Genomic DNA, 23215 nt, shown 5'->3' on the forward strand with positions numbered 1-23215 from the left:
TTACTTCCCCTTTTTCTTTCGAACCTCATCCCAATCGGCGTCGGTCAGTTCACGCAGGAAGTTGAACTGACCGGCGCCTTGCAGCCATTCGCCACCGTCGATGGTGACGGCCTCGCCGTTGATGTACGCGGCGCCATCCGACAACAGAAATGCAGCAAGGTTCGCCAACTCCTCATGGCGGCCGGCACGGCCGAGGGGATTGTTGGTCTCGAACGTCTTCGCCAGATCGGGACGCGGCACCAGCCGCTCCCACGCGCCTGGTGTCGGAAAGGGTCCCGGTGCGATTGCGTTGAGGCGAACACCCTGCCCGCCCCATTCCACCGCCAGGCTGCGGGTCATGGCGAGCACGCCTGCCTTTGCCATGGCCGATGGCACGACATAGGCCGAGCCGGTCCAGGCATAGGACGTGATGATGGACAGCACGCTCGCTGGGCGCTTCTCGGCCAGCCAGCGCCGGCCGCATCCGACCGTCACGTATGCAGAGCCGTGCAGCACGATGCCGAGAACGGCGTCGATGGCGCGCGGCGACAGCTCCTCGGTCTTGGCGATGAAATTGCCGGCGGCATTGTTGACCAGCGCATCGAGCGGCCGATCCGCCCACAGCGCATTCAGCATTGCATCCACGGCTGCCGCATCGCGGATGTCGCAGCGGTGCCACGCCACGCGCCCAGGCGCGATCTGCTCCAACTCCAAGGTCGCCTGCTTCAGCACCTCTTCGCGCCGCCCGCAGATCGCCAGGCTGGCGCCGAGCTCCAGGAAGCGCTTTCCCATCGCGAAGCCAAGGCCGGTACCGCCGCCGGTGACGAGGATTCGCTTGTCGCGCAACAGACCTGTTTCGAACATCCTTCACGCCCCACTGAGCTGTGTTTGCCGGGCATTATCGCCGCCCCTTGATTGCCATGCCAGCCTTGAACGTGTAAGAAAGCGAGCCATGGCGCGCGATGCACTCAAGGAAGCTCGCAAGATCCAGTTGATGGAAGCCACCATCGACTGCATCGCCGCGCGCGGTTTTGCCGACCTGACCCTGGCCGATGTGGCGAGGGCGGCCGGCCTTAGCGTCGGCATCGTCAACTTCTATTTTCGCAGCAAGGACGTGCTGCTGATCGAGACGCTGCGGCATCTGGTCGGCGAGTACATCCAGCAGACCAACGAAAATGTCCGCAAAGCCGGGCCGAGCGCTGCAGCGCAGATCGAAGCGATGATCGAGTCCGATTTTCATCGTACCATCGCAAACCGCAAGAAAGTGACAGTCTGGTACGCATTCTGGGGTGAGACGCGCTGGCGGCCGGAATTCCTCAAGATCTGTCAGCAACACTCCGATGCCTTCCACGCCGAGACATGCGAGATCTTCGCGCGCCTGGCCGCCGAGGGCGGCTATCAGAATGTCGATGCCGATCTGGTCACGCGCGGTTTCGATGCCATGATCGACGGCCTCTGGCTCGACATGCTAATCAACCCGAAGGCCGTCGACCGCGACGCAGCCAAGCTGGTCGTGCGCACCTATCTCGCCGGCATCTTCCCCAACGAGTTCGGCCGACAAAGCACCGGTGGCGTCGCCGCCAAGGCCGCCACCGCCTGACGTCACGCGCCCCATTCGGGCCGCATTCCGCGTACTCTTGCGTTCAACAGGTTGGTCGTCATGCCTTATCCCCTGCCCGTGGAGGCGCGCGCCCTCCAAGCCGCTGTTCGCCGCTATGTCGATGAAGAGCTCATTCCCTGGGAAGTGCATGCCGAGATGAACCAGGGGGAAGTGCCGCCCGAGATCCTGGCGCGGCAGAAGAAGGCTGCGCGCGATCTCGGCCTCAATTCCATGGACGCGCCCAAAGAGCTCGGTGGCGGCGGTGCCTCGATGCTGCTGCAGGCGATCGCGCAGGAGCAAATCGGCCGCGTCACCAACGCGCTCGGCTGGCGTTTCTCGAATGTACAGCGTTGGATGGTGAGCGCCTGCTCGTCGTATCAGATCGAAACTTGGGTCAAGCCGGTGATTGCCGATCAGCGCCATGAATGTTACGCGATCACCGAAGCCGAAGCCGGATCCGACGTCGATGCTATCCAGGCGACCGCGCGCCGCGACGGCGAGCACTACGTGCTGAACGGTGAGAAGTGGCACGTCACCTCCGGCAACCTCGCCGACGTGATGATCTTCCAGGCCAAGCTTGCGGATGGGCCAAACGCCGGCGCCCATTGCCTGTTCTTCGTCGACAGCGACACACCGGGCATCGAGATGGTGCGATCGCCGGCCTATTCGCACACCTTCGCCGCGCATCACCCGATCTTTCGCTTCAAGGACGTGCGCGTGCCGGTCGCCAACCGCATCGGCGAGGAAGGCGACGGCATGAGCTTCACGCGCGACTGGTTTCGCTACGAGCGGCTGATGATCGGCGCACGCTGCTGCGGCGCCGCCGCGCGGCTGATCGACGAAACGACCGCATTTGCCAAGCAGCGCGTCGTGTTCGGAGACGCGCTCGCCGACAAGCAGGCGATCCAGTTCGTGCTGGCCGACAGCCTGACCGAATTGTGGGCCGCGCGCCTGATGGTCTATCGCACCGCAGAAGCGATCGATGCCGGCGAGGACGTGAAGGTGAGCCATGCCCAAAGCTCGATGGTCAAGCTCTACGCTTCCGAGATGGCAAACCGCGTAGCCGACCGCGCCGTGCAGATCTTTGGCGGCCGCGGCTACATGCGCGAGAACGTGGCCGAGCGCTTCTATCGCGAGCTGCGCGTCGAGCGCATCTGGGAAGGCACCAGCGAGATCCAACGCCTTATCATCGCCAACGGCCTTCTGAAGCGTGGCCAGGCGCCGCTGGTCGAGTAGCGGCTGCCGTTCGGGGGACACTGTCATGTGGAAAGCTGTGCAGCCGGTGGTCCCGGTCCTGCTGGGAATCATCCTGATCGAGGCGGCGCTCGGGATCACCGGCACGCTGATCGGCGTGCAACTCGCGGATCGCGATGTATCGGCGTCTCTGATCGGCGTCGTCTTCTCTGCCTACAATGTCGGCTTCCTGCTCGGCACCCTCACCTGCGAGCGGATGATCAATAATGTTGGCCATATCCGCGCGTTCGGCGTGTTCGCGGTCAGTGCCGCCATTGCCACGCTGCTGTTCGCGCTCACCACCGACGTCTATGCCTGGACGTTATTCAAGGGGCTGTCCGGCTATGCGCTGGCCGGCGGCTTCATCGTCATCGAATCCTGGCTGAACGATAAGGCGACCGAGCTCAATCGCGGCCGCATCTTCGCCGTCTACATGGTGGTGACCTGGGGCGCCGGCGGTCTATCGCCGCTGACGTTGAACATCGCGCCTATCGAGGGCGATTTCCTGTTCAAGGTCTGCACCATTCTGATGGCGGCATCGATGATTCCCCTGGCGCTGACCAAGATCGGCAATCCCGAAGTTGGCCACAAGCAGAGCTTCGGCGTCCGGAAGCTGATCCAGGCCTCGCCGACCGGCGTCGTCTGCTGCTTCGCCTCCGGACTATTCACCGGCTCGCTCTATTCCCTCTTGCCCGCTTATACGGAGGCGGTCGGGTTCGGGGCGCGTGAGCTGTCGATCCTGATCGCCGTCGGCACGGCCGCAGCACTCATCGTCCAGTTGCCGGTCGGCTACGTCGCCGACCATTACGGACGGCGACCGGTCATCATCGGAACGAATGCGCTGGCAGGCGCACTGGCGCTGGCGATCGCCATGGCGCCTTCCCTCACCTTCACCGGGCTGCTGGTGCTGTTCTTCGCCATGACGATGTTCCAATCGCCGCTTTATGCCCTGGGCGTGGGGCAGACCAACGATTATGTCGACCGCAAGGACTTCGTGCGCGCCGCCGCTGGGCTATTGTTCGTCTGGGGCCTTGGCGCCAGCGTCGGGCCGACGCTGGTTGGCCTGGTCATGGATGCGATCGGCGAGACCGGCCTGTTCTATTATGTCGGGATCGGCTACGGCCTCGTCGCGCTGTTCGCGCTCTATCGCGTGTTCCGCCGCCGCGCCAAGACGCCGAAGGAGCAGAGCGATTATGTCCCGGTGCCCAACATCCAGGCCGTCTACGGCGCCCCCGAGCTCGACCCGCGCGGCGAGTTCCAGCAATCCGCACGCTCGCGCATCGGGACAGGTTTCGAGGCGTAGCCGCTACGGCACCGTCACCAGCGGCAAGTGCCGCTTGAATGGCACCTCGCCCTGGCCTGGTGCATCCAGCTCGCGCGCGTAGCGATGGCCGTGATAGACCGCGTGGGCGATGAAGCCTGGCGCGAGGCAGTCGCCGATGCGGGTGACGGATTTGATGCCGGCCGCTTTCACCGCCTCCGGATCGGCGGCGAGCGCGAGATAGAGTTCCTCGTTGGGCAGGCGCGAGGTCACCAGCACCACGGCCGCCGCTTCGATCTGCTCCTTGCTGGCGGCGTAGGCGCAGGTGATCTCGACGTAATCCTTCGCCACCGCCGTCACGTCGTGATGGGTCACGACATCGATTCCGAGCCTGCGCAGCTGCTTGTTGATATGCACTGCTTCAATGGTGTTGCCGGCCCAGGCGGAAGCGATGTCACCCGGCGTCACGAGCGTCACGTCATGGCCGGCCTTGCGCAACTTCTCCGCCACGACACCGCCGATGTAGAACTCCTCGGTATCGTAAACGACCACCGGACCTGACGCTGGCAGTCTGTCCGCCATGATGTCGTCGGGCGTGAAGACCTTTGCCTGCTCCAGGCCCGGAATGGGCAGCCAGTGGCTGCGGCCATAGCCGTCGCGCCGCCACGTCGCGCCGGTTGCCAGCACCACGCGCTCGAAGCCGAACTCCAGCGCGTTCTCCGCGGTGAGCTTGCTGTCATAGTAGATCGTGACATGCGGCATCTTCTCGATCTGCAGCATGCGGTGGTCGCGCACGCGCGCCCATGCCGAGAGCCCAGGCAAGCGCGATTCCCTAATCACGCGCCCGCCGAGCTCGGTGGTCGCCTCGGCCAGATGCACTTCGTAACCGCGCCGGCCCAAGGCACGCGCTGCCTCCAAGCCCGCCGGGCCGGCGCCGACGATCAGCACGCGGTCGTTCGATCCACGCTCGCCGATGATCTCCGGGTGCCAGCCCTTGCGCCATTCCTCGCCCATCGTCGGGTTCTGGGTGCAGCGCATTGGCGTGATGGTATTGTCACCGCTGATGCAGATATTGCAGCCGATGCATTCGCGGATGTCTTCGAGTCGGCCTTCCTCGATCTTCCTGGGCAGAAACGGATCCGCAATCGAAGGCCGCGCGGCGCCGATCATGTCGAGCACGCCGCGCTTGATCTGCGAGACCATCGTGTCCGGCGAGGTGAAGCGGCCCACACCCACGACGGGCTTGGTAGTCAGCTTCTTCACAAAGGCGGTGAACGGCTCCTGATATCCCTCTTCGGCGAAACGCGACGAGTAGGAATCGAATTTCCAATCGCTGATATTGACGTCCCACAAGTCCGGCAGCTCCGCCAGCATGGCGACGACATCGCGTGCCTCGCCCTGTGCCGTGATGCCGTCCGGCCCCATCATCTCGTCGGTCGCAAAGCGCACCGCGACAGCGCAGGCTTCGCCGACGGCATCCTTGGTATCCTCGATCACTTCGCGGAGCAGGCGCACACGGTTCTCGAGGCTCCCGCCATATTCGTCGGTGCGCGTGTTGCGCCGGCGCTGCAGAAAGTGCATCGGCAGCGAGAGATCGTGGCCGGCATAGACGTAGACGATGTCGAAGCCGGCCTTCCTGGCGCGGATCGCGGCCTCGCGGTGCCAGCGGCGGAAATTGCGGATGTCCTCGCGGTCCATGGCGCGCGCCTGGAACGGGTAATAGCGCGTGATCTGATGGACGGGCCCGATCGGCACCTCGCGGCTGTAGAAGTTGGAGGCCGATGGGCCGTTGTGATTGAGTTCGACCGCCGCCAGCGCGCCATGGCAATGCACCGCCTCGCACATCAGCGCGTTGTGGGGGATGTCGTGATCGTCCCACAGCCGCGCCTCGACGAACGGGGACACATCGCTGGTGGGATGGATCTCGCATTCCTCGGTCGATACGACGGCCCAGCCGCCTTCCGCCTTCATGCCGCGCATGGCGGCATGGGCGTGCGGATGGCCGTGCCCCATGCCGTTGCAATGCGGCACCTGGAAGAACCGGTTCTTCGCGGTGACCGGCCCGATGCGGACAGGCTCGAAAAGGATGTCGTAACGCGGATCGCGCGCCATGATGCCCCCAGAAACGCTACGTAACCAAGCAAATCGGCCGGCACTGTAGCCGATTTCGCCCCACCGGCAACCGGCTAGGCATTCGGTCGCGGCATTGCTAAGTTCCCGGGCCAATGAGGGGGAAATAGGCGTGGCAAAGCACAAACTCGCCATCGCGCGCCTCTGGTACGAGGCCAACAGCTTTTCGCCGCTGCGCACCAATCTCGCCGCCTTCCAGGCGCGCGAGTGGGTGAGCGGCGCGGCGGCGCGCGCCTTCTATGCCGGAACGGCGACCGAGATCGGCGGCGTGCTGGCCGTCGAGCCCGATCACCCGGACTGGGAGTTCCACTACCTCCATTGCGCCGCCGCGCCGCCGGGCGGATTGGTGGAATCCGCCGCCTTCGCCGCAGTCAGCGAGCGCATTCTCGGCGGCCTCGGCGAGCAAAGATGGGATGCGGTCTATCTGTCGCTGCATGGCGCGATGGCGACTGTCGATGACCCGACGCCGGAGTTCCATTTGCTGCAGGCCATTCGCGAGACGATCGGGCCGACGCCGCTCGCCGCTAGTTTCGACCTGCACGGACATCTGAGCGCGGAGATGGCCGCGTTGCTCGATGCCACCTCCGGCTACCACACCTATCCGCATATCGACATGGACGAAGCGGCAAGGCGCACGCTGGCGCTGCTGCTCGCGAAGGCGGAAGGCCGCGCGAATCCGAAGGTCGCGGTTGCCAAGGTGCCGTCGATCATGCCGAGTTTCAACATGCGCACGGCCGACGGTCCGATGGCGGAACTGCAGCAGCTGGCCGGCATGTGGCGGCGCCAGCGCGGCATGCTGGATGTGACGATCTATGGCGGCTTCGCCTATGGCGATTCGCCGTTCGCGGGTCCGAGCGTCGTCGCGGTCGCGGAAAAGGACCAGAAGCTCGCCCAGCGCTGCGCCAACCAGCTCGCCTCAGAGTTCCTGAAGCGCAAGCAGCAGTTCTTTATCCGCCTGCCCCGCGCCGCCGATGGCCTTCGGCAGGCGCTCAAGGCCGAGGGCAAAGGACCGGCCATCGTGCTCGACCCGGCGGACAACCCGCTGTCCGGCGGCATCGGCGACACGCCAGCTTTGTTCCAGGCCCTGCTCGAGGCCAAGCCGCCGGCCGGCTCGGTGTTCGCGTTCTTCTGGGACCCGCCGCTGGTCGAAGTCTGCCACCAGGCGGGACTCGGCACCACGGTCGATGCCAAGCTCGGCGGACGCGTAACGCTGGACTTCGGCTTGTCCGTGCCCATCCGGGCCAGGATCCTGAAACTCACCGACGGCAAGTTCCGCAACGAAGGGCCGTATGAGCACAATCTGGCCGTCGATGTGGGCCGGACGGCCCTGCTGGACGTCGGCACGGTCCGGGTGATCGTGACGGAACGCTGCCAGACCCCGAATGACCCGGCCTATTTCCGGCTGCACGGGATCGACCCGGAATCGGTGCCTCTGCTTTGCGTCAAGGCCAAGAACCACTTCCGCGCCGCCTTTGCCGATATGGCGCGCTGCCTGATCGACGTGGACTGCCCCGGCCCCGCCTCCGCCGGATTGTTCCATTACAAATTCCACCACGCCCCCCAGCACATCTGGTAAGGCATATCTGGCAGGACAATTTGCGTCGGCTGGCAGCTTGATCCCGATGGCAGCTGGTCGCTAACTTGGCGCTTTGGCCCCTCTCTCACCCACGGAGCTGGCATGGATATCCGCGACGGGTTCATCGGCGCGATCGGCAACACCCCGCTCATCAAGCTCAAGAAGGCCTCCGAGCTGACCGGCTGCACCATCCTGGGCAAGGCCGAATTCCTCAATCCCGGCGGGTCGGTCAAGGATCGGGCCGCCCTCTTCATCATCGAGGATGCCGAACAGAAGGGCGAGCTCCGCAAGGGCGGCCTGATCGTCGAAGGGACGGCCGGCAATACCGGCATCGGCCTGGCACTGGTCGGCAATGCGCGCGGCTACAAGACCCTGATCGTGATCCCGGACACCCAGTCCCAGGAGAAGAAGGACATGCTCCGCCTCGCGGGCGCGGAGCTGAAGGAGGTGCCCGCCGTTCCCTACAAGGATCCCGGCAACTACGTGAAGGTTTCCGGCCGCCTGGCCGAGGAACTGAAGCCCAGCAACCCGAACGGCGTGATCTGGGCCAACCAGTTCGACAATGTCGCCAACCGCCAAGGCCACTACCGCACCACCGGGCCGGAGATCTGGGCCCAGACGGACGGCAAGGTCGACGGCTTCACCTGTGCGATCGGCACCGGCGGCACGCTTTGCGGCGTCGCGATGGCGCTCAAGGAGCGCAACAAGAACGTCAAGATCGCCGTCGCCGATCCCGAGGGCGCGGCGATGTATTCCTACTTCGCCACCGGCGAGCTGAAGGCGGAAGGCACGTCCATCACGGAAGGCATCGGCCAGGGCCGCGTCACCAAGAACGTCGACGGCACGCCGGTCGACTTCGCCTATCGCATTCCCGACAGCGAAGCCCTGCCCATTATCTTCGACCTGTTGAAGGATGAAGGCCTGTGCATGGGCGGCTCCACCGGCATCAACGTCGCCGGCGCCATCCGCCTGGCGAAGGAGCTGGGCCCCGGCCACACCATCGTCACCATCCTCGCCGACTTCGGCACGCGGTACCAGAGCAGGCTGTTCAACCCGGAGTTCCTGCGCTCCAAGGGACTGCCGACGCCGGATTGGCTGTAGGCATTGCAGGTGAAGGGATCGCTCATCAGCCTCGGTGTCTTCCTTTGTTGCGCTGCGGCGCATGCAGAGGAGAGCCTTCCCGTCATGACGACACCTGACGAAAATGCCTTTCGCCGTAAGATCGAGAGCAACTGGAACGTGGCGCCGGTGCTGGAAAGCGACTGCACTCGCGTAATGGTTCTTCGCGTGCATCTCGAAACCGACGGTACAGTGAAGGAAGTTGTGCTGGTCGAGCCCGAACCACTTGATGCATCTTGCAAGCAAGCCGCAGTCGTCGCCGAGCGCGCTATATGGCTGTCAAGCCCGCTACCAGTGCCCCAAGGCCTGACCGACCTTACACTGAGCTTTGACCACACCAAGCTCCAGTAGACTGCGCTTACATTTTCGGCGCCGTCGCCATGAAGCTCGGGCGCTGTTGCATCGCGAGCCACCAATTCGACAGACGTGACAGCTTGGTCATCGCGCGGGTGCCTTCGGGGAATTGCATGAAGTAGCCGATGATGGGCGCGAGAAAGAGGTCCGAGAAGCTGACGTCGCGGCCAACGAGGTACGGATCGGAGCCGAGCATCAGGTTCTGGATCGCATTCAGCGCGTGCTCGGCGGCCGGCGCGGCGGTGGCGATCGCGGCTGTGTCCGATCCCTTCGTCTCGTCGGCGAAGGAGTAGCGCAGCACGATGTCGCCGATGATCCGCTTGTAGCCATAGGCGTTGATCACCTCGACGATCTGCTGGTCGCGGGTGCGCCGGTGGATGTGCGGGTGCGCAAGGCGGCGGCCGGGGAATGCATCGTCGATGTAGTGCGCGATGGCGTTGGTCTCGTAGATCGCGAAGCCGTTGTGCTCGAAGGCCGGCACCCTCTCGAACGGGTGACGCTGAATCCAGTCCGGCCGGTGGTGCGCCCCGCCGATCATATCCACATCCACCAGTTCGTAGTCGACGCCCTTCTCCGCCAGCACCATGCGCATGGAGCGCGTGTAGGTGCTGTAGGTCGGGCCATACAGGATCGGCTTGCCCATGCTTCTCTCCCGTTTTGCGCGCGACTGGAGCTAAGCGCCGCGGTCCTTGACCGTCAAGGTGGCCCCTCGCATGATGCCCGCTCAGGAAACCGGGAGGATTCGCCGCGATGGACTTGCTGTTCCGCCAGGACGCCTATCTCAAATCCTGCGACGCTGCGGTGGTCGGCGTCGACGAGAAGGGCATCCGGCTGGATCGCACCGTGTTCTATCCCATGGGTGGCGGGCAGCCTGGTGACGTCGGGCGCCTTGCCCTGCCTGACGGCGGCGTGATCGAGATCGTCGATACGGTGAAGGGCGCCAACCACGAGGATGTGGTCCATGTGCCGAAGCCCGGCTCGCCGTCGCTGGCACCTGGGACCAAGGTGCGCGCGGAGATCGACTGGGACCGCCGCCACCGCCTGATGCGCATGCATACGTGCCTGCACCTGCTCTCCGCCGTCATCAAAGGCGACGTGACAGGCGGCCAGGTGGGCGACGGGAAGGGCCGGCTTGATTTCAACCTGCCGGACCAGAGCTTGGACAAGGACCTGATCGCGCGGGAAATCAACCGCCTGATCCAGGAGGACCACCCGGTCAACCCGCGCTGGATCACCGACGAGGAGCTGGCGGCTCAGCCGGAGCTGGTGCGCACCATGCCGGTGAAGCCGCCGATGGGCACCGGCAAGGTGCGCCTGCTCGACATCGACGGTGTGGATCTGCAGCCGTGCGGCGGCACTCATGTCGCGCGCACCGGTGAGATCGGGCCGATCGAGGTCATCAAGATCGAGAACAAGGGCAAGATGAACCGCCGCGTGAATCTCGCCCTCGCCGGCGCCGCACAATGAGCTACACAAATCCACAGAGTCTCGTCTCCACCGCGTGGCTGGCTACCAACCTGCAGCAGCCGGACCTGCGCATCGTCGACGCGACCTGGTACCTGCCGATGCAAGGCAAGGACGCGAAGGCTGAGTATCTGCAGCGCCATATTCCCGGCGCGGTGTTCTTCGACATTGACGACATCTCCGACACCACATCGTCCCTGCCCCACATGCTGCCGCCGCCGGAGAAGTTCGCATCCCGCGTCCGCAGGCTCGGCATCGGCGACGGCAATCGCATCGTGGTCTATGACGCGAACAACATGGGCGCGGCGCGCGTCTGGTGGATGTTCCGCATCTTCGGCGCGCGCGAGGTCGCGATCCTGGATGGCGGCCTCACAAAATGGCTGTCGGAAGACCGTCCGGTCGAGGATGGCGAGATGAAGCTGCAGGAGCGCCATTTCACCGCGCGCCTCGACAACACGCAGGTCCGCAGCAAGGAGCAGATGCTGCGCAATATCGACACGAAGCGCGAGCAGGCACTGGATGCGCGCGCGGCCGGCCGCTTCCATGCGAAAGAGCCCGAGGTATGGCCCGGGCGTCGCGCCGGTCACATTCCTGGCGCGCGCAACCTACCCTACAACCAGCTGTTCAATGCCGACGGCACGATCAAGGACGACGACACGCTGCGCGGGCTCTATGAAGGCGCCGGCATCGACCTCAAGAAGCCGGTCGTCGCGTCCTGCGGCTCCGGCATCACGGCGTGCTCGCTGGCGTTCGGGCTGCACCTGATCGGTCACCGTGACGTCGCGGTCTATGACGGATCCTGGGCCGAATGGGGCCTGCCCGGCGACACGCCGGTCGAGACCTGATGCTCATCCGGCCGTACGTCGCGAACGATTTTGCGGCCGTCACGGCCTTATGGGACGCGACGGGCATTTCGATCCACTACAACGATCCCACGAAGGACATCCCGCGCATGCTGGCGACGCACAATTGCCAGCTTTATGTCGGCGTCCTCGAGGATCGCGTGATGGCCTCCATCATGGTCGGCCATGAAGGCCACCGCGGCTGGCTCTACAAGCTGGCGGTGCTGCCGGAGTTCCAGGGCAAGGGCTACGGTCGCGATCTGGTGCGCCAGGCGGAGCGCTGGCTGGTCGCCCGCGGCATGCCGAAAGTGAACCTGATGATCCGAGACACCAACGTCAAGGTTCGCGAATTCTATCAGCGTCTGGGCTACACGGTGGCCGAGCGCACCGTGATGGAACGCTGGCTCAAGCCGGACGTGATCGATATGAGCCCAGCCGAGTTCGACGTCATCACCACGTATCTCGAGATGACGGAGCGGCCGACGCGCCCGACTGTGCCCTGCCCGCCCGGGCAATACGCGGTGCTGCGATTGGAGCGGCCCTCGGTTCATTTCTATCGCTATCTATACAATCTGGTCGGCGAGCGCTGGATGTGGAGCGACCGGCGCAAGCTAAGCGATGACGCGCTGGATGCCGAGATCAATGCCGAGGGCGTGGAGATCTACGTGCTCTATGCCGGCGGCGAGCCGGCCGGCTACGTCGAGCTGGATCACCGCCCGAAGCCCGACATCCGCATCGCCTATTTCGGCCTGGCGCCCTCCTACATTGGGCGCGGCCTCGGTCGCTATCTGCTCAATTGGGCGATCGACCAGGCCTGGACCTATGGGCCCGAGCGCCTGCTGGTCAACACCTGGTCGTTCGATCATCCGCGCGCCTTCGCGAACTACCAGAGGGCCGGCTTCCGCCCCTATCAGCAGACGCGGGGCAAGATCCTCGATCCGCGCCTCGAAGGGATGGTGCCGGCCGACGTGCAGCCGCGCCTCGCGCCGCCGGCGGGCGCATCGTGAGCGAAGCGCGCCTGCAACGCGTTAAGGATCAGGACCGGCGCCTGATCGAGATCATCGTCGACGGCTGGGCGATGAGCGCGATGGAAGGCGACACTGTGCTGGTCGCGATCCTGGCGCAGCGCCAGCTTTTGCGCGACGCGCCGGGGGAGCCGGTGGGGGCCGGCTTTTGTCTCATGGGGGCATGCCAGGACTGTTGGGTGTGGCAGGAGGACGGGCGGCGCATCCGCGCCTGCTCGACCTATGCCGAGCCTGGCATGCGTATTCGGACCACATGGCCAGATCATCTGCTCGCATCCTAATCATCGGCGCCGGCCCGGCCGGGCTGCGCGCCGCCGAGATGCTGGCGGAGGCCGGCTGTTCCCCAACCCTGATCGATGAGGCGCCGCGGATCGGCGGGCAGATCTATCGCCAGCCGCCGCGCGTGCCTGGCTTCACCCGCACCGCGGCGGAGCTCTATGGCGCGGCTGCCGAACGCGCGCGCGACCTGTTCGTTACGTTCGATCGGATCCGAAACCGGATCGATTACCGCCCAAGTTCGCTGGTCTATGACCTGATCGACAATCGCGTCATTGTCGCCAGCGAGGGCAAGAGCGAGGAGGTCCCCTTCGACGCCTTGATCCTCGCGACCGGCGCGATGGATCGCATTGTGCCGGCACCAGGCTGGACCTTGCCCGGCGTCTATACTGTAGGCGCCGCCCAGATCGCGTTGAAGCACCAGGGCGCAACGATCGGCAAGCGCGTGGCGTTCGTCGGGATCGGTCCGCTGATGTTCCTGGCCGCTCATCAGTACGCCAAGGCAGGCGTGGCGCCGGTGGCGGTGGTGGTGCCCTCGCGCTTCCGCTCCTTTGCCGCCGCAGGCCTGCGCTTGCTGCAGATGCCGCGCGAGTTCTCGTTGGGCCTGCATTGGCTGCTGGATCTGAAGCGGCGTGGCGTGCCGATCCTGTTCGGCCATCGCCTGGCGCAGGTGCTTGGCGAGGAGACGGTGACCGGCATCACTGTACGCCGGCGCGGTGCGGAGCGCGCGATCGTGTGCGATGCCGTGGCGATCGGCTACGGACTGCAGTCCGAGACGCAGCTCGCCGATCTGACCGGGATCAGGTTCGCGTTCGACCCAGCGCGCCGCCAGTGGCTTCCGGAATCCGATCCGCTGGGCCGTGCGACCGGTCGCAAGGATGTGTACCTCGCCGGCGATGGCGCCGGCATGCTGGGCGCCGATGCGGCGGAGGCGCGCGGGCGCCTGGCGGCGCATGCGCTGATGACCGATCTCGACATCTCGCACGTGACCTATCGTCCGAAAGCGGACCTGGAGACGATCGCGCGCGCCACGCAGCTGCAGGCATCGCTGCGCGCCGCCTTCGATCTGCCCGCCGATTTCTTTGCCGCCGTCTCGGACGAAACCATCCTGTGCCGCTGCGAACAGGTACCGGCCGGGGAACTGCGCGCCATCGCCGGTCTGATGGGGGCGCGGGAGATGAACCGCGCCAAGTCCTACTCGCGCATCGGCATGGGACGCTGCCAGGGCCGCATGTGCGGCCACGCGGCGGCGGAAATCCTGGCGGACAAACTCGGCGTCAGCCTAGACAGCGTGGGCCGCCTGCGCGGCCAGCCACCCATAAAGCCGGTGTCCGTGGGCACCGTCGCGGAGCGCAAGGCATGAGCGCACGCATGAGCCTCAAGAGCGATGTGCTGGTGATCGGCGGCGGCATTGCTGGCTGTGCCACCGCGCTGCAGCTCGCGCGCCGCGGCTGGAAGGTTACGCTGCTGGAGCGCGACCAAGCCGGCGTGCGCGCCAGCGGCGTCAATTTCGGCGGCGTGCGCCAGAACGGCCGCGATCTGCGCGAGCTCCCCATTGCCATGCGCGCCCGCGCCATGTGGGACGAACTGCCCAGCCTGATCGGCTTCGATGGCGAGTTTCGAGCCACCGGCAATCTGCGCCTTGTTTCAGACGAAGACCGCGCAGTACAGCTCGACAATTTCTTCACCGCGGCAACAAAGCAAGGGCTCGGCTTGGTGTGGCTGGAGCGCGCCGAATTACGAGCGCGCTACCCCTGGCTGTCGGGCAAACCACTGCGCGGCGTGCTTTGCCCGAACGATGGCCACGCCAATCCCCGCCTGGTCGGTCCCGCTTTCGCCTTCGCCGCGCAGGAATCCGGCGCGACCATCATCGAACATGCGGAGATCACCGAAGGGTGGTACGCCAACGCCACGTTCCAGCTGCGGGCCTTGGACAATCGCACGTTCGCGGCTCCCGTCCTGGTGAACTGCGCGGGCGCCTGGGCCGGCAAGATCGCGGGCTGGTTCGACGAGCCGGTGACGTTGGTGCCCGAGATCCCCCAAGTGCAGGTGACGGAGCCACTGCCGTACCGCATCGAGCCCGTCCTCGGCTTTGTCGGCGGCGATTTCTATCTGCGCCAGACCTTGCGCGGCAACATCCTGTTCGGCTCCGGCCAGGGCCGCGCGACGGCGGACGCTCTGCGCAGCCAGCCGTTGCCGGAGAGCATGAAGCGCGGTGCGCAGATCGCAATCGACTTCATCCCCGATCTCGCCCATGTGCCGATCATCCGGACCTGGACCGGCGTCGACGGCGACACCTCGGACGGCGTCTGCGTTGTCGGCCCCAGCGAGACGCATCCCGGGCTGTTCCATGCCTTCGGGTTCAATGGCCACGGCTTCCTGCTTGGCCCCGCGGTTGGCGCGGTGGTGACCGAGCTGATCCTGGACGGCGGCACGTCAACGGACATCAGCGGTCTGGCGATCGACCGCTTCCGGCCACGCCGCAAGGCATCAGCCGCGCCGGCGCGCGCCCAACATCCAGATGAAGAGACCGAGGCAAGCGCCGAAGAAAATGGTGCCCAAAGCACCGACCATTGTCCCGTCGGTGTAGACCAGCACAAACAGGCTGCCGATAGTCAGGACGCCGCTGAGCGCGATCAGGATCGATAGGCTGACGGCGCCATGCGCTTTGGCGGAAGCGGAGATCGCCTCGCCATAGGTCAGCCGCTCGCCCGCCAGCGACCATGCTCGCACGCGCGCCCACAGCGGCGTCAGCGCCACGAGCGCCAGAGCCATGAAAATGCCGATCGTCAGCAGCCAGCGCGGCCGGAAGGGCTCCCCGCTGATCATCAGCATCGGCACGATCGCGACGAGCACGCAGATGTAGTAGATATTGAGATAGTGGCGAATCCAGGCGCCATCGGCTTCGCTCGGGATGATCCGGCCTTTACCGAGCTTGCCCCAAAGGAAGAAGAGCTCCCGTCCCTCCGCATCCTTCTTGAAGGACGCAGCCGTCAGACCGTCGAAATATCCCATGTCGCCCCCGCCCCGACAGCCTGCGTCAGTGATGCAGGATCTGGCTCAGGAACAGCTTGGTGCGGTCCGACTTCGGGTTATTGAAGAACTCTTCCGGCGTGTTCTGCTCGATGATCTCGCCGAAATCCATGAATATGACGCGGTTGGCGACGGTGCGTGCGAAGCCCATCTCGTGCGTCACGCACAGCATGGTCATGCCGGAACGCGCCAGCTCGACCATCACTTCCAGCACTTCCTTGATCATCTCCGGATCGAGGGCGGACGTCGGCTCGTCGAACAGCATGACCTTCGGGTTCATGCAGAGGGAGCGGGCGATCGCGACGCGCTGCTGCTGGCCGCCCGACAGCTGGCCCGGATACTTGTGTGCCTGCTCCGGGATCTTCACACGTTCGAGGTAGTGCGTCGCCACCTCTTCCGCCTCCTTCTTCGGCATCTTGCGCACCCAAATCGGCGCCAGGGTCAGGTTCTCCAGCACGGTCAGGTGCGGGAACAGATTGAAGTGCTGGAATACCATTCCAACCTCGCGTCGCACCCGATCGATGTTTTTAAGATCATGGCTCAGCTCCACGCCGTCGACCACAATCTTACCGCGTTGATGTTCCTCGAGCCGGTTGATGCAGCGGATCATGGTGGACTTACCGGAGCCCGAGGGTCCGCAGACCACGATGCGCTCGCCGCGATAGACCGTGAGGTTGATGTCCTTGAGGACGTGGAACTGGCCGTACCACTTGTTGACGCCGCTAAGCTCGACCATCACGTCGGTGCCAACTTCGAACTGGCTCGCCGTCTTGGACTGTACTGCGGACATGATCTGATCCCTCTTCTGCCTAGCGCTTGTGACCGGTATGCAGCTTGCGCTCCAGATGCATGCTGTAGCGCGACATGGAGAAGCAGCACACCCAGTAGACGATGGCGCAGAACGTATAGCCCGTCAGGTCGGCGCCGATCCAGTTGGCGTCCTTCGAACCGGCCTTGACCATGTTCAGGAAGTCGTAGAGCCCGACCATCGAAACCAGGGTGGTGTCCTTGAAGAACCCAATGAAGGTGTTGACGATGCTCGGGATGGATACGCGCAGCGCCTGTGGGAGGATGATCAGGCGCATCATCTGCCAGTAGCCGAGGCCAAGCGCCATCGCGCCCTCGAACTGGCCCTTGGGAATGGCCTGCAGGCCGCCACGCACAACCTCCGCCATGTAGGCGGAGACGAAAGCCGTCGTGCCGACCAGCACGCGCAGCAGCACGTTGACATCATAACCCGGCGGCAGGAACAGCGGCAGCATGATGTTGGCCATGAAAATGACCGTGATCAGCGGCACGCCGCGCACGAACTCGATGAAGATCACGCACAGCAGATGAACGATCGGCAGATTGGACCGCCGCCCCAGCGCCAGCAGGATGCCAAACGGCAGCGACAGCACGATGCCGACCAGCGCGATCACCAGCGTCAGCATGAAGCCGCCCCACTGCGAGGTCGGAACTGGCAATAGGCCGAGCCCGCCCCGCAGCAGCCAGAATGACAGGATCGGGAATACGACGAAGAACCCGATCGCCGCCTGCCTGCGGAAGCGCTCCGGCCCGCCCAGCAGTCCATAGATGCCGACGGCTCCCAGAATGAAGGAGAGGATGACGCGCCAGCGCTCGGTCTCCGGATAGAAGCCGAAGATGAACTGCTCGATGCGCGTGCGCACGAACAGCCAGCAAGCTCCGTCCGGCCCGCAATCGGCGTATCGGGGCGAGCGGTCCCCGATGATGACCTCCGTCGGGAAGACCCACGTCGCCCCCACGATGATCCAGTTCAGCAGCGGCGGAACGATGAGGTAGAGCAGCAGGAGCGAAATGATCGTGAGCGCGATGTTGAGAGGAGACGAGAACAGGTTCTCCTTCAGCCACGCCACCGGCCCCGTCGCTGCGCTCGGCGGCGGCAAGTCCGGCTTGGGTGCTACGGTGACGGTCTCTTCTGTCATCCCCGCCCCCTATCGCTCTACCAGCGCAATGCGCTTGTTGTACCAGTTCATGAACAGCGAGATCAGCAGGCTGATGATCAGGAAGAAGACCATCATGATCGCGATGTTCTCGACAGCGCGCCCGGTCTGATTGAGCGAGGTGCCGATGATCGAGAACAGGTCCGGATATGCGATGGCGCCAGCCAGTGTCGTGTTCTTCACGACGTTCAGATACTGGCTGGTCATCGGCGGCACGATGATGCGCAGCGACTGCGGAATGATGACCAGGCGCAGCGTCGTGCCCGGCCTGAGGCCGAGCGCGTAGGACGCCTCGGTCTGGCCGTGGCTGATGGCCAGAATGCCGCCGCGCACGATCTCCGCAATGAAGGCCGCGGTGTAGGTGCTCATGCCGAGCACGAGCGCGGCGAGCTCGGGCTGCACCACGAGGCCGCCCTGGAAGTTGAAGCCCTTCAACTCCGGTATCTGCCATTCGACAGGGTTGCCGAGCAGCAAGCTGACGAGCAGCGGCAGGCCGATCACGATGCCGATTCCGACCCGCACCTTGGGGAATTGCTGGCCGGTCGCTTCCTGCCGCCTGCGCGCCCAGTATGCGATAATGAAGGCGATGACGAGGCCGACCAGCAGCGCCATCAGAACGATGCCGAAATCCTCCTGCGGCAGCGGCCGCGGCATGTAGACGCCACGGTTGCTGAGGAAGACGAGATCCAGCAGGCTGGCCGCCTGTCGAACGTTCGGGAACAGCTGAATGGTCGCTTCGTACCAGAAGAGCAGCTGCACCAGCAGGGGGACGTTGCGCACCGCCTCGACATAGGCGGTGGCGAGGCGCGAGATGAGATAGTTCTTCGACAAGCGGCAGATGCCGATGACGACACCGATGATGGTCGCGATCACGATCGAGATTGCGGAAGCCATCAGCGTATTGAGCATACCGGCGAAGATCAGCCGGCCGATACTCGAGTTCAGATTGGTGGGGATAAGCGAGAAGCTGATCGCGAACCCTGCCGGCGCATCAAGGAAGCCAAAGCCCAGCGGCACTCCCATCGCGCGCAGGTTCGCAACCATGTTCTGGATGACGAGCCAGATCCCCAGGCCGAGAACGGCCACCACGAGGATCTGCCAGATCAGGCCGCGCTTGCGCTCGTCGCGCCACCACGCAACGGATGACCGCTGGCTCCTGCGGCCTACGCTGATGTCTGCCACGTCTCACCTCCCCCTGGACTGAGGTGGAACCCAAAGCGGGAACGCCCGGCGATTGTTGCCGGGCGTTCGTCGTTTCAGCTTGCCGTTAGCGGGCCGGCGGCGCGTATTGCAGACCGCCTTGTGTCCAAAGGGCGTTCAAGCCTCGCTCGAGCCCCAGCGGCGTGTTCTTGCCGACATTGCGCTCGAAGGATTCGCCGTAATTGCCGACCTGCTTGATGACGTTGTAGGCCCAGTCGTTGCTGAGGCCCAGACCCGGACCAAGCTTGTCGGTGATGCCGAGCAGGCGCTGCACTTCCGCATCTGCGCCAGGAGTGCCCTCGGCGTTCTTGGACTTCACCTCGTCCACGTTGGCGGAGGTGATGCCCTTCTCCTCGGCAATGAGCATCGCATAGTGGGTCCACGAGATGATGTCGCCCCACTGGCTGTCACCGGCGCGCACGGCCGGACCCAGCGGCTCCTTGGAGATGATCTCCGGCAGAATGACGTGGTCGGCCGGATTCTTGAGGCCCGTACGCTCTGCCGCCAAGCCGGATGCATCCGTCGTGTAGGCGTCGCAACGGCCTTCATCGTAGGCGGAGCGGGCCTGATCGCTCTCCTTGAACTTCACCGGCTGCGTGCCGAGGTTGTTCTGCTTGTCGAAGTCGCCGAGGTTCTTCTCGGTCGTGGTGCCTTCCTGCACGCACACGGTGGCGCCCTTCAGCTCCTTCGCGCTCGTGACACCAAGGTCCTTGCGCACCATGAAGCCCTGGCCGTCATAGTAGTTGACCGCCCGGAAGTCGAAGCCAAGCTGGCTGTCGCGCGACAGCGTCCAGGTCGTATTGCGGGACAGCAGGTCGACCTCGCCCGACTGCAGGGCCGGGAAACGCTGTTCCGCGTTCGTCGGCTTGTATTCCACCTTGCTGGAGTCGCCCAGCACGGCCGCAGCGATCGCCTTGCACAGATCCACGTCAAGGCCTGCCCACACGCCCTGATCGTTCGGCGCCGCGAAGCCGGCCAAGCCGGTGTTCACGCCGCACTTCAACTTTCCCGCCGCCTTCACGCTCTCCAGCGTCGAAGCCGCCTGGGCCGCTGTTGACATGCCCGCAACGAGAGCGATGCCGGCGACCAAAGTCTTTACATGCTTCATTTGAGTAACGTCCTTCCCTGATTTTTAGCGCAGTCTTCTTTGTTCTCGCCGCGCAGTGGTTAGCGACCATTGCGGGCGTAACCTTCCGGACTTTTACACATTCCAGCCGGGTGCTACAAGCATCTACTCGTATAAACCGGGACCTAAGAGCATGGCCCAACAGGGTAAAAAGGACCGCACGGTCGCCACCCACGCCGGCAGCCATCCGCACGAGCACCAGGGAGTGGTTAACCCGCCGGTCTACCGGGCTTCGACGGTCCTGTTCCGGTCCGTCCAGGACCTGCGCGAGCGCTACAGGCACAAATATGAAACCGTCACCTACGGCCGTGACGGCACGCAGACTCACCGGCTGCTGGCGGAGGCTTTCACGGCCCTCGAAGGGTCGGAACGGGCCATCATCCTGCCGTCCGGCGTAGCGGCCGTTTCCACGGCCCTGCTCATCAGTCTCAGCCCAGGCGACAGCCTGCTGATGGTCGACAGCGCCTATGAGCCGACGCGCGAGATCTGCGATGGACTGCTCGCCAGGATCGGGGTCGAGACCACCTATTATGACCCGATGATCGGCGCCGGGATCGCCGGGCTGATCCGGCCGAACACCAAGGCGATCTATCTGGAGAGCCCCGGCTCGCTGACCTTCGAAACGCAGGATATACCGGCGATTGTCGCGGCGGCCAGGCAAGCGGGCTGCCGCACCATCCTCGACAATACCTGGGCCACGCCGCTGTTCTTCAAGCCGCCGGCTCACGGCATCGACATCGGCGTCTACTCCGCCTCCAAGTATATCGGCGGGCATTCCGACATGATGATGGGGATCCTCACCTGCCCCGCGGCGCTGCACAAGACAGCCGCCAAGATGGCGCATGGCTACATAGGCCATGCCGTCTCGGCTGATGATGCCTATAACGCACTGCGCGGAATGCGGACGCTGCATGCGCGCCTGGTGCAGCATCAGGAGACGGCGTTGATCCTCGCGCGCTGGCTGGCCGATCGGCCCGAGGTGGAGCAGGTCCTGCATCCCGCCTTGCCCGGCACGCCGGGACATGAGTTCTGGAGGCGCGACTACACGGGCGCTTCCGGCCTGTTCGCGGTGGTGCTGAAGCCCTGCAAACCGGAGCAGGTGGAGCGTATGCTGGATAGCATGCGCCTGTTCGGCATGGGTTATAGCTGGGGCGGCTTTGAAAGCCTGATGATCCGGGCTGATCTCAAGACCTGCCGCACCGCCAAGCCCTGGCACGCGGTCGGCCGCACACTGCGCATCCATGCCGGCCTCGAGGATCCCGAGGATCTGATCGCCGATCTCGAGGATGGTCTGGCGCGCTACAGGGGTGAGTGAATGGGTGCGCCGCAGGGCTTCCTGGACAGCGTCGCCTTCGATGCCAACGGCCTGGTGCCGGCGATCGCGCAGCAGCACGACACCGGCGAAGTGCTGATGATGGCCTGGATGAACCGCGCTGCGATCAAAGAGACGCTTGAGACCGGCCGCGTCTGCTACTGGTCGCGCTCGCGCGCCAAACTGTGGCGCAAGGGCGAGAGCTCGGGCCAGGTGCAGCGGCTGATCGAGCTGCGCATCGACTGCGACAATGATTGCCTGCTGCTGCTGGTCGACCAGACGGGTGTTGCCTGCCACACCGGCCGGCGCTCTTGCTTCTTCACTGCGATCCGCGACGGCGCGCGCACAATCATCGCCGATGTCCAGATCGCACCGGAAAAGCTCTACGACAAGCCATGAGCATTTCGCTGCAGCACTGCCGGGAGATGGATACGGCCGACCCGCTGGCGCGGTACCGCGACGCCTTCGCGCTGCCGGAACGGATCGTCTATCTCGATGGCAATTCGCTGGGCGCACTACCCAAGCAGGCGGAGCAGCGCGTGCGCGATGTCATGGCCCGGCAATGGGGCCAGGACCTGATCAAGAGTTGGAACCTACATGATTGGATCGGCGCACCGCAGCGTGTCGGTGCGAAGATTGCGCGGCTGATCGGCGCCCAGCCGCACGAAGTGGTGGTCGCGGATTCGACCTCGCTCAACGTCTTCAAAGCGCTGGACGCCGTCCTGCGCCTGCGGCCCGATCGGCACATCATCCTGTCCGATGACGGGAACTTTCCGACCGATCTCTACATGGCCCAGGGACTGGCGAAACTGCTCGGCGCCAAGCACGAGCTCAAAATCGTTTCATCCGACCAGATCACGGCATCGCTGACCAAAGACGTTGCCGTGCTGATGCTCACTGAGGTGGATTACCGCACCGGCCAGCTGCACGACATGGCAGCGCTTACCAAGGCAGCACACGACACGGGCGCCCTCACCCTTTGGGACCTGGCGCATTCCGCTGGCGCCTTTCCGGTCGATCTCAACGGCTGCGGCGCGGATTTCGCGGTCGGCTGCGGCTACAAGTATTTGAATGGCGGGCCCGGTGCTCCGGCCTTCATCTTCGTGGCCGAGCGCTGGCACGAGCGCGCGGAACAGCCCTTGTTCGGCTGGATGGGCCACGACGCGCCCTTTGCATTCGATCTGGATTACCGGCCGCGGCCCGGCATCGATCGCTTCCTGGTCGGCACGCCGCCGATTCTCAGCCTCACCGCCTTGGAGGCTGGGCTCGATCTGTTCGCCGATGTCGAGCTTGGGTCCCTGCGCCGCAAATCCGGCGCGCTGGGTGACCTCTTCATCGCGTTGGTGGAGCAGGAGCTGCCGGACAGCGGCCTCGTCCTTGCCTCGCCGCGCAGTGCGGCCGAGCGCGGTAGTCAGGTGTCCTTTCGGCATCCGGAAGGCTATCCCATCATGCAGGCGCTGATCGCCCGCGGTGTGATCGGCGACTTTCGGGCGCCGGACATCCTGCGCTTCGGCTTCGCCCCCCTCTACGTGTCCTTTGTCGATATCTGGGATGCGGTGGCGCAGCTCAAGGCTGTAATGGCCGGAATGGAGTGGCAAAGGCCGGAATTCCGCCGCCGCGCAGCTGTCACCTGACGGTTCGGAACACCGCCGGGGCTGGATTTTCCCCGCCAAGCGGGGCAACATGCCGCCAGTTATCAGTGTGAATTGAAGCGAGCTTGC

General features: G+C 64.7%; 22 protein-coding genes. 15 read left to right on the top strand and 7 right to left on the bottom strand.

Annotated elements, in window-relative coordinates:
* Entirely contained in the window at positions 1-843 is an 843-nt protein-coding gene (locus tag DTX69_RS26350) for an SDR family oxidoreductase (RefSeq protein ID WP_119304573.1), read from the bottom strand.
* An 88-nt stretch (positions 844-931) separates the two neighbouring features.
* Here DTX69_RS26350 and betI point away from each other — a divergent pair, with 88 nt between their 5' ends.
* The 3 genes from betI to DTX69_RS26365 are packed head-to-tail and all read left to right on the top strand — an operon-like array spanning position 932 to position 4115.
* A complete protein-coding gene (betI, locus tag DTX69_RS26355; RefSeq protein ID WP_119304574.1) occupies positions 932-1579 on the top strand; it encodes a transcriptional regulator BetI in 648 nt (215 codons plus the stop codon).
* A gap of 60 nt (positions 1580-1639) precedes the next feature.
* Positions 1640-2815, top strand: coding sequence for an acyl-CoA dehydrogenase family protein (locus DTX69_RS26360; protein WP_119304575.1), 1176 nt, complete (start codon positions 1640-1642; stop codon positions 2813-2815).
* A gap of 25 nt (positions 2816-2840) precedes the next feature.
* Complete coding sequence (locus tag DTX69_RS26365) at positions 2841-4115, top strand: MFS transporter (protein ID WP_119304576.1); 1275 nt, start codon at positions 2841-2843, stop codon at positions 4113-4115.
* A 3-nt stretch (positions 4116-4118) separates the two neighbouring features.
* On the opposite strand, the gene DTX69_RS26370 is transcribed toward DTX69_RS26365, so the two are convergent.
* Positions 4119-6185 (bottom strand): oxidoreductase, encoded by a 2067-nt coding sequence (locus DTX69_RS26370; RefSeq protein ID WP_119304577.1) that lies wholly within the window; start codon positions 6183-6185, stop codon positions 4119-4121.
* Positions 6186-6315: 130 nt separating this feature from the next.
* Between DTX69_RS26370 and DTX69_RS26375 the strand changes: the two genes are divergently transcribed.
* The 3 genes from DTX69_RS26375 to DTX69_RS26385 all read left to right on the top strand — a co-directional run bounded on the left by DTX69_RS26375 (position 6316) and on the right by DTX69_RS26385 (position 9249).
* Positions 6316-7779: a M81 family metallopeptidase gene (locus DTX69_RS26375; protein WP_162917580.1), complete on the top strand. Its 1464-nt coding sequence runs from the start codon at positions 6316-6318 to the stop codon at positions 7777-7779.
* Between the two features lie 102 nt (positions 7780-7881).
* Positions 7882-8880, top strand: a complete 999-nt coding sequence (locus DTX69_RS26380; RefSeq protein ID WP_119304579.1) for a cysteine synthase A — start codon at positions 7882-7884, stop codon at positions 8878-8880.
* 84 nt (positions 8881-8964) lie between these two features.
* Entirely contained in the window at positions 8965-9249 is a 285-nt protein-coding gene (locus DTX69_RS26385) for a TonB C-terminal domain-containing protein (protein ID WP_162917581.1), read from the top strand.
* A 7-nt stretch (positions 9250-9256) separates the two neighbouring features.
* Here the strand turns inward: DTX69_RS26385 and DTX69_RS26390 are convergent, their stop codons facing one another.
* Positions 9257-9895, bottom strand: a complete 639-nt coding sequence (locus DTX69_RS26390) for a glutathione S-transferase family protein (protein WP_119304581.1) — start codon at positions 9893-9895, stop codon at positions 9257-9259.
* A gap of 107 nt (positions 9896-10002) precedes the next feature.
* On the opposite strand from DTX69_RS26390, the gene DTX69_RS26395 reads away from it, so the two are divergent.
* Genes DTX69_RS26395 through DTX69_RS26425 form a run of 6 tightly spaced genes read left to right on the top strand, consistent with a single transcriptional unit; the run spans position 10003 to position 15508 of the window.
* A complete protein-coding gene (locus DTX69_RS26395) occupies positions 10003-10719 on the top strand; it encodes an alanyl-tRNA editing protein (protein ID WP_119304582.1) in 717 nt (238 codons plus the stop codon).
* On the top strand, positions 10716-11561 hold the full coding sequence (sseA, locus tag DTX69_RS26400) for a 3-mercaptopyruvate sulfurtransferase (protein ID WP_119304583.1): 846 nt from the start codon (positions 10716-10718) through the stop codon (positions 11559-11561). The genes DTX69_RS26395 and sseA overlap by 4 nt, the downstream gene beginning before the upstream one ends.
* The gene (locus DTX69_RS30850) at positions 11561-12565 is read left to right on the top strand and encodes a GNAT family acetyltransferase (protein ID WP_284736086.1); all 1005 of its coding nucleotides are present in this window, start codon (positions 11561-11563) and stop codon (positions 12563-12565) included. The genes sseA and DTX69_RS30850 overlap by 1 nt, the downstream gene beginning before the upstream one ends.
* A complete protein-coding gene (locus DTX69_RS26415) occupies positions 12562-12864 on the top strand; it encodes a (2Fe-2S)-binding protein (RefSeq protein ID WP_284736087.1) in 303 nt (100 codons plus the stop codon). The genes DTX69_RS30850 and DTX69_RS26415 overlap by 4 nt, the downstream gene beginning before the upstream one ends.
* Positions 12837-14222 carry an FAD/NAD(P)-dependent oxidoreductase gene (locus DTX69_RS26420; RefSeq protein WP_119304584.1) on the top strand — a complete coding sequence of 462 codons (1386 nt, stop codon included), beginning with the start codon at positions 12837-12839 and terminating at the stop codon, positions 14220-14222. The genes DTX69_RS26415 and DTX69_RS26420 overlap by 28 nt, the downstream gene beginning before the upstream one ends.
* A complete protein-coding gene (locus tag DTX69_RS26425; RefSeq protein WP_284736088.1) occupies positions 14219-15508 on the top strand; it encodes an NAD(P)/FAD-dependent oxidoreductase in 1290 nt (429 codons plus the stop codon). The genes DTX69_RS26420 and DTX69_RS26425 overlap by 4 nt, the downstream gene beginning before the upstream one ends.
* Before the next feature lie 391 nt (positions 15509-15899).
* Here the strand turns inward: DTX69_RS26425 and DTX69_RS26430 are convergent, their stop codons facing one another.
* The 4 genes from DTX69_RS26430 to DTX69_RS26445 form a co-directional block, all read right to left on the bottom strand.
* A complete protein-coding gene (locus DTX69_RS26430) occupies positions 15900-16628 on the bottom strand; it encodes an amino acid ABC transporter ATP-binding protein (RefSeq protein ID WP_284736092.1) in 729 nt (242 codons plus the stop codon).
* Positions 16629-16701: 73 nt separating this feature from the next.
* A complete protein-coding gene (locus tag DTX69_RS26435) occupies positions 16702-17838 on the bottom strand; it encodes an amino acid ABC transporter permease (protein WP_119304587.1) in 1137 nt (378 codons plus the stop codon).
* Positions 17839-17847: 9 nt separating this feature from the next.
* A complete protein-coding gene (locus DTX69_RS26440) occupies positions 17848-19038 on the bottom strand; it encodes an amino acid ABC transporter permease (RefSeq protein ID WP_284736089.1) in 1191 nt (396 codons plus the stop codon).
* Between the two features lie 85 nt (positions 19039-19123).
* Positions 19124-20164, bottom strand: coding sequence for an amino acid ABC transporter substrate-binding protein (locus tag DTX69_RS26445; protein WP_119304588.1), 1041 nt, complete (start codon positions 20162-20164; stop codon positions 19124-19126).
* 151 nt (positions 20165-20315) lie between these two features.
* On the opposite strand from DTX69_RS26445, the gene metC reads away from it, so the two are divergent.
* Genes metC through kynU form a run of 3 tightly spaced genes read left to right on the top strand, consistent with a single transcriptional unit; the run spans position 20316 to position 23128 of the window.
* Positions 20316-21497 carry a cystathionine beta-lyase gene (metC, locus tag DTX69_RS26450; protein WP_119304589.1) on the top strand — a complete coding sequence of 394 codons (1182 nt, stop codon included), beginning with the start codon at positions 20316-20318 and terminating at the stop codon, positions 21495-21497.
* The gene (gene hisI / locus DTX69_RS26455) at positions 21498-21893 is read left to right on the top strand and encodes a phosphoribosyl-AMP cyclohydrolase (RefSeq protein ID WP_119304590.1); all 396 of its coding nucleotides are present in this window, start codon (positions 21498-21500) and stop codon (positions 21891-21893) included.
* Positions 21890-23128: a kynureninase gene (gene kynU, locus DTX69_RS26460; RefSeq protein WP_284736090.1), complete on the top strand. Its 1239-nt coding sequence runs from the start codon at positions 21890-21892 to the stop codon at positions 23126-23128. Before hisI ends, kynU begins: the two co-directional genes overlap by 4 nt.
* The last annotated feature ends 87 nt before the right edge of the window (positions 23129-23215 follow it).

This window comes from Dongia deserti, assembly GCF_003574735.1.
Lineage (GTDB): Bacteria > Pseudomonadota > Alphaproteobacteria > Dongiales > Dongiaceae > Dongia_A > Dongia_A deserti.

Bases quoted from the DNA above. Each gene is read 5' to 3' on its own strand.
- DTX69_RS26390 (WP_119304581.1), bottom strand. From the start codon at position 9,895: ATGGGCAAGCCGATCCTGTATGGCCCGACCTACAGCACCTACACGCGC.
- DTX69_RS26350 (WP_119304573.1), bottom strand. From the start codon at position 843: ATGTTCGAAACAGGTCTGTTGCGCGACAAGCGAATCCTCGTCACCGGC.
- DTX69_RS26370 (WP_119304577.1), bottom strand. From the start codon at position 6,185: ATGGCGCGCGATCCGCGTTACGACATCCTTTTCGAGCCTGTCCGCATC.
- metC (WP_119304589.1), top strand. From the start codon at position 20,316: ATGGCCCAACAGGGTAAAAAGGACCGCACGGTCGCCACCCACGCCGGC.
- betI (WP_119304574.1), top strand. From the start codon at position 932: ATGGCGCGCGATGCACTCAAGGAAGCTCGCAAGATCCAGTTGATGGAA.
- DTX69_RS26385 (WP_162917581.1), top strand. From the start codon at position 8,965: ATGACGACACCTGACGAAAATGCCTTTCGCCGTAAGATCGAGAGCAAC.
- DTX69_RS26380 (WP_119304579.1), top strand. From the start codon at position 7,882: ATGGATATCCGCGACGGGTTCATCGGCGCGATCGGCAACACCCCGCTC.
- hisI (WP_119304590.1), top strand. From the start codon at position 21,498: ATGGGTGCGCCGCAGGGCTTCCTGGACAGCGTCGCCTTCGATGCCAAC.
- DTX69_RS26360 (WP_119304575.1), top strand. From the start codon at position 1,640: ATGCCTTATCCCCTGCCCGTGGAGGCGCGCGCCCTCCAAGCCGCTGTT.
- DTX69_RS26445 (WP_119304588.1), bottom strand. From the start codon at position 20,164: ATGAAGCATGTAAAGACTTTGGTCGCCGGCATCGCTCTCGTTGCGGGC.
- DTX69_RS26425 (WP_284736088.1), top strand. From the start codon at position 14,219: ATGAGCGCACGCATGAGCCTCAAGAGCGATGTGCTGGTGATCGGCGGC.
- DTX69_RS26365 (WP_119304576.1), top strand. From the start codon at position 2,841: ATGTGGAAAGCTGTGCAGCCGGTGGTCCCGGTCCTGCTGGGAATCATC.
- DTX69_RS26395 (WP_119304582.1), top strand. From the start codon at position 10,003: ATGGACTTGCTGTTCCGCCAGGACGCCTATCTCAAATCCTGCGACGCT.
- DTX69_RS26420 (WP_119304584.1), top strand. From the start codon at position 12,837: ATGGCCAGATCATCTGCTCGCATCCTAATCATCGGCGCCGGCCCGGCC.
- DTX69_RS30850 (WP_284736086.1), top strand. From the start codon at position 11,561: ATGCTCATCCGGCCGTACGTCGCGAACGATTTTGCGGCCGTCACGGCC.
- sseA (WP_119304583.1), top strand. From the start codon at position 10,716: ATGAGCTACACAAATCCACAGAGTCTCGTCTCCACCGCGTGGCTGGCT.
- kynU (WP_284736090.1), top strand. From the start codon at position 21,890: ATGAGCATTTCGCTGCAGCACTGCCGGGAGATGGATACGGCCGACCCG.
- DTX69_RS26435 (WP_119304587.1), bottom strand. From the start codon at position 17,838: ATGACAGAAGAGACCGTCACCGTAGCACCCAAGCCGGACTTGCCGCCG.
- DTX69_RS26430 (WP_284736092.1), bottom strand. From the start codon at position 16,628: ATGGTCGAGCTTAGCGGCGTCAACAAGTGGTACGGCCAGTTCCACGTC.